The sequence below is a fragment of the Nonomuraea sp. NPDC059023 genome (assembly GCF_042740095.1).
Lineage (GTDB): Bacteria > Actinomycetota > Actinomycetes > Streptosporangiales > Streptosporangiaceae > Nonomuraea.
The window spans coordinates 136,807-145,370 of record NZ_JBHYIO010000037.1 but is presented as its reverse complement, the minus strand read 5'-3'; the positions used below and the strand labels follow the sequence as shown (position 1 = coordinate 145,370).

Sequence of the window (8,564 nt, the reverse complement as noted above, 5' to 3'; positions counted from 1 at the left end):
CCGCGGGGCTTGATCAGCTCGGTCTTGAACAGGCCGATCTGCGATTCCATCAGGGCGTTGTCGAGCGCGTCGCCGACGGTGCCGATGGAGGCGTCGATCCCGGCGGCTAGTAGGTGCGTGGTGAATCGGAAGGACGTGTACTGCTTGGGCTCAACCGGTGGTCGCAACACCGCTGGTTGTTGGCTGGGAGAGTAGCTCATTGAGGGCCTCGGCGGGTGTTTTCCAGCCGAGTGTCTTTCGGGGCCTGCTGTTGAGAGTGGTGGCGACGGCGTCGATCTCCTCAGCCGTCCATCGGGACAGGTCGGTGCCCTTGGGGAAGTACTGGCGCAGCAGGCCGTTCGTATTCTCGTTCGTGTCGCGTTGCCAGGGGCTGTGCGGGTCGGCGAAGTAGATCGCGACTCCGGTGTCGATCCGTAGTTGGGCGTGCTGGGCGAGTTCCGTACCTCGGTCCCAGGTGAGCGAGCGGCGCAGTTGCTCGGGCAACGTGGTGATGGTGGCGGCGATCGCGTCCTTAACGGCCTCGGCGCCGCGGCCGGCCAGCGCCGGGCCGTTGTGCACTCGTGGTTGGATGCCGTAGCCGTCCATCCGGGGCAGGTGCAGCAGCAGGGTGAACCGTGTCGTGCGCTCGACCAGCGTGCCGATCGCGGAGCGGTCGGTGCCGATGATGAGGTCGCCTTCCCAATGCCCAGGAATGGCTCGGTCCTCGGCCTCGGCGGGCCGTTGGCTGATCATCACCTCCGGCGTGACGTGGCCGATGGCGCGCTTACGGGAACGTGCTCGAGGGACGCGCAGCGCGCGTCCGGTGCGCAGGCAGGCGACCAGCTCCCGCTTGAGCGCTCCACGGCTCTGAACATACAAGGCCTGGTAGATGGCCTCGTGCGAGATCCGCATCGTCTCATCCTCGGGGAAATCGAGCTTCAACCGATTGGCGATCTGCTCCGGACTCCATGCCTGCGCCCACCTCCGGTCCTGCCGCCGTGGCTTGTTGCGGCCCTTCCACCGCGCGGCCACCGGCCCAGGCACCACCGTCCCGTCCGGGTGACGGACCTGCCCCGACAGCCGCTGCTGCACGTACTCGCGCAACCGCTCGTTGGTCACCAGCTTGGCTGCCTTGGGCCGCAGGGCCAGCAGTTCTGCCTTCCGCTGCGCCACCGAGGCCCGGTACTCCAGCTTGCCACCCCGCGTTGCGGCGCAACTCCCTGGAGAGAGTCGACGGCGCACGGACCAGCCGCCGAGCGATCTGCCGCACTCCCACTCCCTCGGCCTTCAGCAAGGCGATCTCTTCCCGCTCGGCAAACGACAGATATCGACCGGTGCGCGGACTGACCATGAACGTCGGCATCCCGCCACGCTCCCGGAACCACCGGCTCCCCGTGGCCGACGACGCGCCGACCGCGGCGGCAGCCTCTTCGCTGGTCACCCCTTTGGCGATCTCACGCCAGAACGCGCGCTCGATCTCCCGCCGCAGCGAAGGCGCCCCCGGAGACTTCATCGGCGCCCTGCCGGTCAACGCCTTCATCCAACCCGCCGGCCTGCCCATCAACACCTCCACGATCAAGGTGTTGCGACGACCAGTTGAATCCGCCCTGTACACCTCAGACGAGTTCGGCCGCTTCCTGGCCAGCCTGGACATCCGCCGCTCGGTGGGGCGCACCGGGGTCTGCTGGGACAACGCGATGGCCGAGTCGTTCCTCTCCGCGCTCAAGAACGAGTGACTGCATCGCTTCGTCTTCACCACCCGGGCCAAGGCACGACGGCAGGTCATCCGCTACATCGAAGGGTTCTACAACCACCGGCGCCTGCACTCGGCGCTCGGCTACCGCCCGCCCCTGGAAGTATTCAACGAGTCCCTTACCAACCAAACAGCCGCATAAGCTGCGACCATAAGGCGGCTATCCGGAATCACCATGGCCCCTCAGTAGTGCTTGGGGTATTGCTGCGCCTATCTAGCGATGATCTTCTTGGTGATCTGTGCGCGCAGTTCTGGCCATCCCTTTCCTGTGGCGCTTTTGGCAGCTATGAGCATCTCGAAGCTGCCCGTATCCTCGGCGAGGGCTTGGAGGGCGAGCCTTGTGGCGATACTCGCCTGCCATCGCATCCAGCGGCGGTCTTCTTCACGGGGAGTGCCGCCTGGCCCGTTGAACCATTCCCTTCCCAGGTTGATGCTGTGTTCGATAAGGCCTGGCATCAGTTCCCCTAGCGCTTGGACATCCTGGTTCACGCCAGCGTTCGCAGCCTTTACTACTTCGGTTGATTTAGCGAAGTACCGTTGGGCCATGCGGTTGAGAACAAGCAGGCATATCTGGCGGCGCTGAGTCGTATTTGCCTCCGACACGTGCCCATATAGTTCGGAATCCACATGCCGAAGGGATAGAGCCCGGTTGGGGTCTCCTTCAATTAACCGATCGGCTAGCAGAGCGCGTTGTGTGCCGATTAACATTGAGTCACGCAACTGGAAGCTGCTCGCGCTTTCTACGGTGGCCATGGCGGCGGCGCGCTTGATTAGCCGCTCGTTACTTGGGGAGCCGATCAGGATTCGAATATGGTCCTCCAGCAGTGGAGGTATCTCGCCATAGATTGTTGCGTCGTCCATGCGGAATTCGGGGTAATGGACGAGTAGTTGTCCGTTCTCCGCGTAAACGAATTGCTCGTGCCCGCGAGCGTGCCAGGATACGTGCCACAGGCGTGCATCTCTGCTCAGCCATCGAAGCCACTCAATTTTGCTGTGATAAATCCCGTCGCGCTCCAAGATGGACACGCAATTGCTGTCGACGCTAATGAATAGCTCGACCGTGGGGTAAAGATCGCTCTCCCGTATATCGACGTCGCGGTATACAGGGGACGCTCCTAGGGATTCGACTACTGCTTGTTCGGCTGAGCCGGTGGGGTCGAGACGGCAAACGACAGACCAGCCGAGCCCGCCGCGCGCGAGCCACTCGTGTTGAACCAGAAGGTCCATGTAGTGCTCGATGGTGCTGTCGGCGTCTGTCCGCAGTCCCGTCATGGTGCCGAGACTAAGGGGTGGCGGGTCGTGCTCGCCACCCCTAGCCTTCAGGTCGCCAGGTGGCAGTTATGGCACTGGCCTGCCGCAGAGTTCTTCCTTAGTCGGCGGGTTTTCGAGAGTGGTGTTGAGTTTGTTGTAGTAGATGTCCCCGACTATGACTCTGTCCTTGATGAAGAATCTGTTCTCCAGGAGCGTCCCGGCCAGGCCGTTGTGGTCTGCGCGGATGGGGCATAGCGAGAACATGCTGGGTGCTGCGTTTGCGCGCTCGAAGCTTCCCGCGAACGGGTACTCGTCGCATTCTTTGCCGGCTGGTGCGTATGAACCCCAGATGCCTGTGCAAGCCTTCCATGTCTTCTTGTGTACGCTCTCTGCGACTTCGGAGTCTTCTCGGTGGAGGTAGTTGTCTTTCATTGCGCCAGGTCGGTAGCAGCCCGGCAGTCGCTTGTCAGGGTGTACGGGGAATGTGTCGTGAGCCTGGTAGCACGCTTTCCAGTAGTGCTGATAGGCGGTGTCGTATCCTTGGCCCAGTTTCCAGATCATCATGGGAGTGGCGGAGTTGAAGACGCAGCCGCCTTGCGGCTTGATGTAGGTGGCGGAGTCGCAGCGTACAATCGACCCGCCTTCCGATGCTCCGAGCGAGTTGGCGTATCCGTACCCCCCTTGAGGAGAGGGCCAGTCCGGAGAATAGCCGTACATCTTGAAGCCGCTGATGCTCATCTTTTCGAGGTTGTACACTGTCTCATCGAAGAGCGGGCTCCATTTTATGTGACGCTGCGATGGAGCCTTGCTGTCGGGGCACCTCAACCTGAACCGGGCGGAGCCGAAGTCCTGCCAAAGACCGATCGGCTTGGTGCGATAGTTGATCGTGGGGCTACCGCCCCACGAGGTTACGTGCTCGCAGCCGGTTCCGACGGGCTCGACCCCGAGAGTGAGGTGCTTGGCAGTAGCGCCGCCTCTTGTGCGGACGTCGTAGACGTGAACATCAACGAATATGTCGCGACTGGTGCCGCCGTTGTTGGTCTCGACGCTGTTGTTACCGTTGAAAGTATAGGCCATGATGACGATCTTTGCGTGGAAATCCATGATCGTGGGAGTGCGGCCGGGCTGGTGAAATAAGTCCAGGTTTGACGTCGAGCACCAGGAGAAGTGATTCCGCGCATACCCCTCTGGACGATTCGATCGGCTGAAGTTTCGCTTACAATCATCCGGCGTCATTCTGCCGTACTCGTAGATGGCCGGCGGCGGTTGAGGGTTATTGTCATCAGCCGCCATCGCCGTCCGTGCCTTTTCCAGCGATCGTGCCTTGGGTGCTGACACCACAGGTGCGTTCATGTCTGTCTGGATTTGTGCGGGGGTCTGGGCGCGGTTGTAGACGCGGACTTCGTCGATGAGTCCCTTGAAGTATTCGCCCCACTTGGTGTTTCCGCCCAGGCGGAGAGTGCCGTTGTCATCGATCAGGCTGCCGGTCATGGCCGTGGTCGCGACTTGGGTTCCGTTTACGTACATGTGGGCGTTGGAGCCGTCGTAGGTGACAGCCACATGGCTCCAAGTGCCGGCGGGTAGTGGGGATGGTCCGCTCAGGCTGTTGTGGCTGCTGCCGTCGGGCTTGAGCAGCCAGCTCGATGGCACACCGTCGCCGTCGGAGGAATACAGGCCGTAGGCCGAGCCGTTGGTGTGATCTTTCATGACCACGGTGCGGTAGCCATCAACGGCGGCCGGGTTCACCCAGGCTGACAGTGTCATCCCGTCGGTCAGTCGGAGCGATGAGCTGTGCGGCACGGTAACGGTGGCGTCCACACCGTTAAACGACAGCGCGTTGCCGTGCTTTCCGGTAGCCCAGGTGGTGCTCTGGGCGACGCCGGAGTTGTTGTTGCCCGATGCGTCGGCGACCGTCGAACCGGTGCCCTCTTCCAAACCGAAGGCAGCCACCAATCCGCTCTCTGGCTCGGGCTCAGGGCCCGGTGGCGCAATGGCGGTATTCATGTCTGTCTGGATTTGTGCGGGGGTCTGGGCGCGGTTGTAGACGCGGACTTCGTCGATGAGTCCCTTGAAGTATTCGCCCCACTTGGTGTTTCCGCCCAGGCGGAGAGTGCCGTTGTCATCGATCAGGCTGCCGGTCATGGCCGTGGTCGCGACTTGGGTTCCGTTTACGTACATGTGGGCGTTGGAGCCGTCGTAGGTGACAGCCACATGGCTCCAAGTGCCGGCGGGTAGTGGGGATGGTCCGCTCAGGCTGTTGTGGCTGCTGCCGTCGGGCTTGAGCAGCCAGCTCGATGGCACACCGTCGCCGTCGGAGGAATACAGGCCGTAGGCCGAGCCGTTGGTGTGATCTTTCATGACCACGGTGCGGTAGCCATCAACGGCGGCCGGGTTCACCCAGGCTGACAGTGTCATCCCGTCGGTCAGTCGGAGCGATGAGCTGTGCGGCACGGTAACGGTGGCGTCCACACCGTTAAACGACAGCGCGTTGCCGTGCTTTCCGGTAGCCCAGGTGGTGCTCTGGGCGACGCCGGAGTTGTTGTTGCCCGATGCGTCGGCGACCGTCGAACCGGTGCCCTCTTCCAAACCGAAGGCAGCCACCAGACCTTCCAGCGATGCGTTGGCTGTCGTGAAGGCCCAAGAGTGGGGGGCCATCACGTTGTCCGCGTAGTCAGTGGCTTTCGTAACCTCGACCGTGTACCTGGTGTCTGCTGCAAGCGGTGCAGAAGGGGTGAACGTGAGCGTCCTATTAGCGTAAACAGGCGTTCCCGCCACAGCGCCGCCATCCTGCTTCTTCACCTGGATGTCGCTGCCTCTAACCGCTTCGCCGAAGGTAGCCCTGATGGTCGTGATGATGGGAACACCAGTTGCATCACGAGCGGGTGAAGTCTCCACGACCGTCGGAAGAGTTGTATCGGGTTCCGGTTCGACAGGCGGATCCGACTCATGTGGCAGGGGCGTCTGCTGCTCCGCGTCCTGGATATCGAACTCGCTACCTGATTCCTTGGCTTGCTGCGCTTCCTCCCAACTCGGGCCGACGGGATCAGGACCGACGGATTGCGTAGCCCGCGCGCGAGCAGGATCGTTGGCCAGGGCCTCGATCTCGTCATAGGTGCTTGCCTCGGGCTCTGTGTATCGCCAAGCAACTGCGCTCACTGGTCGGTCGGCGGGCGTGTACTGGATGAACAGGACGGGGCCGCGGGGGGTGAAGGGGTAGGTGTCGTAGCCGCCATATTCGTGGGAGCGGTAGTAGCGCCAGTTCTGTGTGCTGTCGGGTTCGATGACGGAGTTGAGGCGGACGCCGAGGTCGGGGGTGCCGTTCATCCAGGCCTGGACGATGAGCTCGATGGAGTAGTAGAGCTCGCCTTCGCCCTCGGGGCAGCGGGTGGCGCTGTAGGCGCCGCGGTTGGCGACGTGGCCGGACAGCACGGTGGAGGGCTGGTTGTTCCAGCTGATCGTGCCGGTGTTCCAGGGGCTGGTGACGCGTTGCAGGTCGATGCCGGGACTGTCGGTGTCGCTGCAGGTGTGGGAGTCCTGGTTGTGCAGGCGCAGGTCGGCGTTGTGGACGGTGCCGCCTTCCAGCGGGGTCCCGCTGATGTGGAACATGATGTATGTGCGGTGCGTACGAGAGCCGCTGTGCGACTTGCCGGCCAGCAGCCATGGCAGAGTGGCGTTGGCGCTGCCGTCCGGCAGCACGTTGCTTACATGGGTGTCACCCGCGATCCCTGTCCCCTCCCATGTCTCCGACGCTGTGGTCACTGTCACTGGGTAGGTGGTGGTTGGATCGTTCAGGAAGGTCGCCGGCGCGGTGTAGATCACGTTGTTGCCGTCTATTTTGGCCTTGGCTTGGCTGATGTTGCCCTTGTCGGGATCTCTCATAGCTGCTGCATCGATCACTGGTGCGGCCGCAAGATCCGCGGCTTCTTCACCTGTCGCATTCAGAAGACCGGGGGTCTTGTCCGCCCCGATACCAAGCTTCGTTCCACTAGACAGGCGCATCGGCACACGTAACTCTAGGGCGTTGGTGGGTCGCTGGCGGATCACCACGTCGTGCCGGAACCCGCTGGGCATGACGGAGACAACCAGGTCGATGCCTGGCCCATATGCGGAAGGATATGTGGCTACATTCCCTTTAACAGTCGGCTTGGGCAGCGTGCTCGGAGAGGCGAAGGCCATGCGGCCTTTTTCGCCGGAGAAAGTCGCGACGGTAGAGTCGTTGCCACGCGATAGGACCAAATCGCCTGGAGCGGTCTTGGGTCGCAGCGCACCATCCTTTTCGACCAAGGTGAGGTCGATTGGGCGCCAGCCGTCGTCTGTCTTGACCCGGATCGGGACACTGGACAGTTCGGCACGCAGGGTCTTCCCGTCCGGATTGGCATAGTAGGTCGCAGTCGCCGAGCGTAGCGCCTCGACCTCGACTCGCTCGTTGACTTCCTTGGCCTTTGCCAACGCGACATCGGTCGGGTTCGGGGCGGCGGTCCGCGCTACCTTGGCGCTGGGAGGCGGGGATGGCGGCGGTCCTTGCGCGATCGCCGGAGCCGTAAGAAGCGATACCGAGAGTGTCAGAGCAGCGATCATGTAGAAGTACCGGCGTGCGCGAGACAGTAAGCCGGACGCTAATCGATAGGTAGACACCGTAGCCTCCCGTCGAGGTTGGCAAAACAGTCCCGATCATCACATAAGATACGAATAAATGAAAGAGCGCCTTTAGTAATGGGAAGGGCGCACTCCGTTAATGTCGGACCGCCGTGTAGAATAAATGTAGATGTACTGTTGTAGTGTGCCGCTCGAATATTGAGTTGCGTACGCTGGGCTGCAGTTAAGCAGCGTGTTGGTATTCGCTGATCATGCCTGCGACGATGGATCTTCGGCGGATGGACCGCAGGGCGTTGAGATGGGTCGCGTCACGGACGGTCTAGGTACCGAATATGTGTCACGGGGCTTGATCTGGGGTTTTGCTGTGTTCGATGGCTCGGCTCCTGCAGGATCGCAGGATGGCTCTGCGGCTGTGGTACTTGATCGTTTTACGGGTATTCGGTTGGATCGCGCTGCTCGCCCGATCGCAGGCGTGTCCGATGCCAAAGCTCTGCGCCTGCCGAAAATTCATCCGTGCAGTTCAAGCAGCATGTGCGTACTGGCGGAGGACTCCAGCCGTTACGGGAGTTGACGCGCTGGTCGGACACCTCGCCGTAGCCGGCACCGCACCGCTGCCCGACCTCGGCGTCCACCATCATCTGCGTCTGCAGGCGTGGGCATGACGCCGTCCCATCAGATCGCCGTGCCGGCCCTCCTCGACGTCAGCGGGACGGCAAGGAGGGCACGGTCCTCGGGAGCGAATCTCGCCCTGGTGCCGGCGCCAAACTGCCGTTCGCGAACGGTGATCTGGTGGCGGAGGGCGATGATCTCGATGTCCTTGTCTCGATCGCCCCTACGCAGGAGCCGCGACGCGGCGAAGGCGTTCGTGACGGCGAGACAGGCCAGGCGAACCAGCACGGCCGATCATCGTTCCGCATGCGTCTCCGTCTGCCGAGGGCCGGAGCCGGCGCACGCCGTGCAAGGCCAACTTCGCTGTGAGCTGGGC

4 protein-coding genes and 2 pseudogenes are annotated in these 8,564 nt (G+C 62.4%); 1 reads left to right on the top strand and 5 read right to left on the bottom strand.

The genetic code is table 11. The annotated features are described in order from the left end of the window. Both ACFWYW_RS45035 and ACFWYW_RS45030 read right to left on the bottom strand, forming a co-directional pair. Positions 1–143, bottom strand: a pseudogene (locus tag ACFWYW_RS45035) (IS3 family transposase); the annotation flags it as partial. A gap of 7 nt (positions 144–150) precedes the next feature. Continuing rightward, positions 151–1,342 (bottom strand): annotated as a pseudogene (locus tag ACFWYW_RS45030) (IS30 family transposase). Between ACFWYW_RS45030 and ACFWYW_RS45025 the strand changes: the two are divergent. Further along, complete coding sequence (locus ACFWYW_RS45025) at positions 1,314–1,715, top strand: hypothetical protein (RefSeq protein ID WP_379626629.1); 402 nt, start codon at positions 1,314–1,316, stop codon at positions 1,713–1,715. The pseudogene ACFWYW_RS45030 and the gene ACFWYW_RS45025 sit on opposite strands and share 29 nt — an antisense overlap. 227 nt (positions 1,716–1,942) lie before the next feature. On the opposite strand, the gene ACFWYW_RS45020 is transcribed toward ACFWYW_RS45025, so the two are convergent. The 3 genes from ACFWYW_RS45020 to ACFWYW_RS45010 form a co-directional block, all read right to left on the bottom strand. Further along, entirely contained in the window at positions 1,943–3,004 is a 1,062-nt protein-coding gene (locus ACFWYW_RS45020) for a hypothetical protein (protein ID WP_379626587.1), read from the bottom strand. Positions 3,005–3,070: 66 nt separating this feature from the next. Then, positions 3,071–7,561, bottom strand: a complete 4,491-nt coding sequence (locus ACFWYW_RS45015) for a LamG-like jellyroll fold domain-containing protein (protein ID WP_379626589.1) — start codon at positions 7,559–7,561, stop codon at positions 3,071–3,073. Between the two features lie 690 nt (positions 7,562–8,251). Beyond that, on the bottom strand, positions 8,252–8,476 hold the full coding sequence (locus tag ACFWYW_RS45010) for a hypothetical protein (protein WP_379626591.1): 225 nt from the start codon (positions 8,474–8,476) through the stop codon (positions 8,252–8,254). Positions 8,477–8,564: the final 88 nt, after the last annotated feature.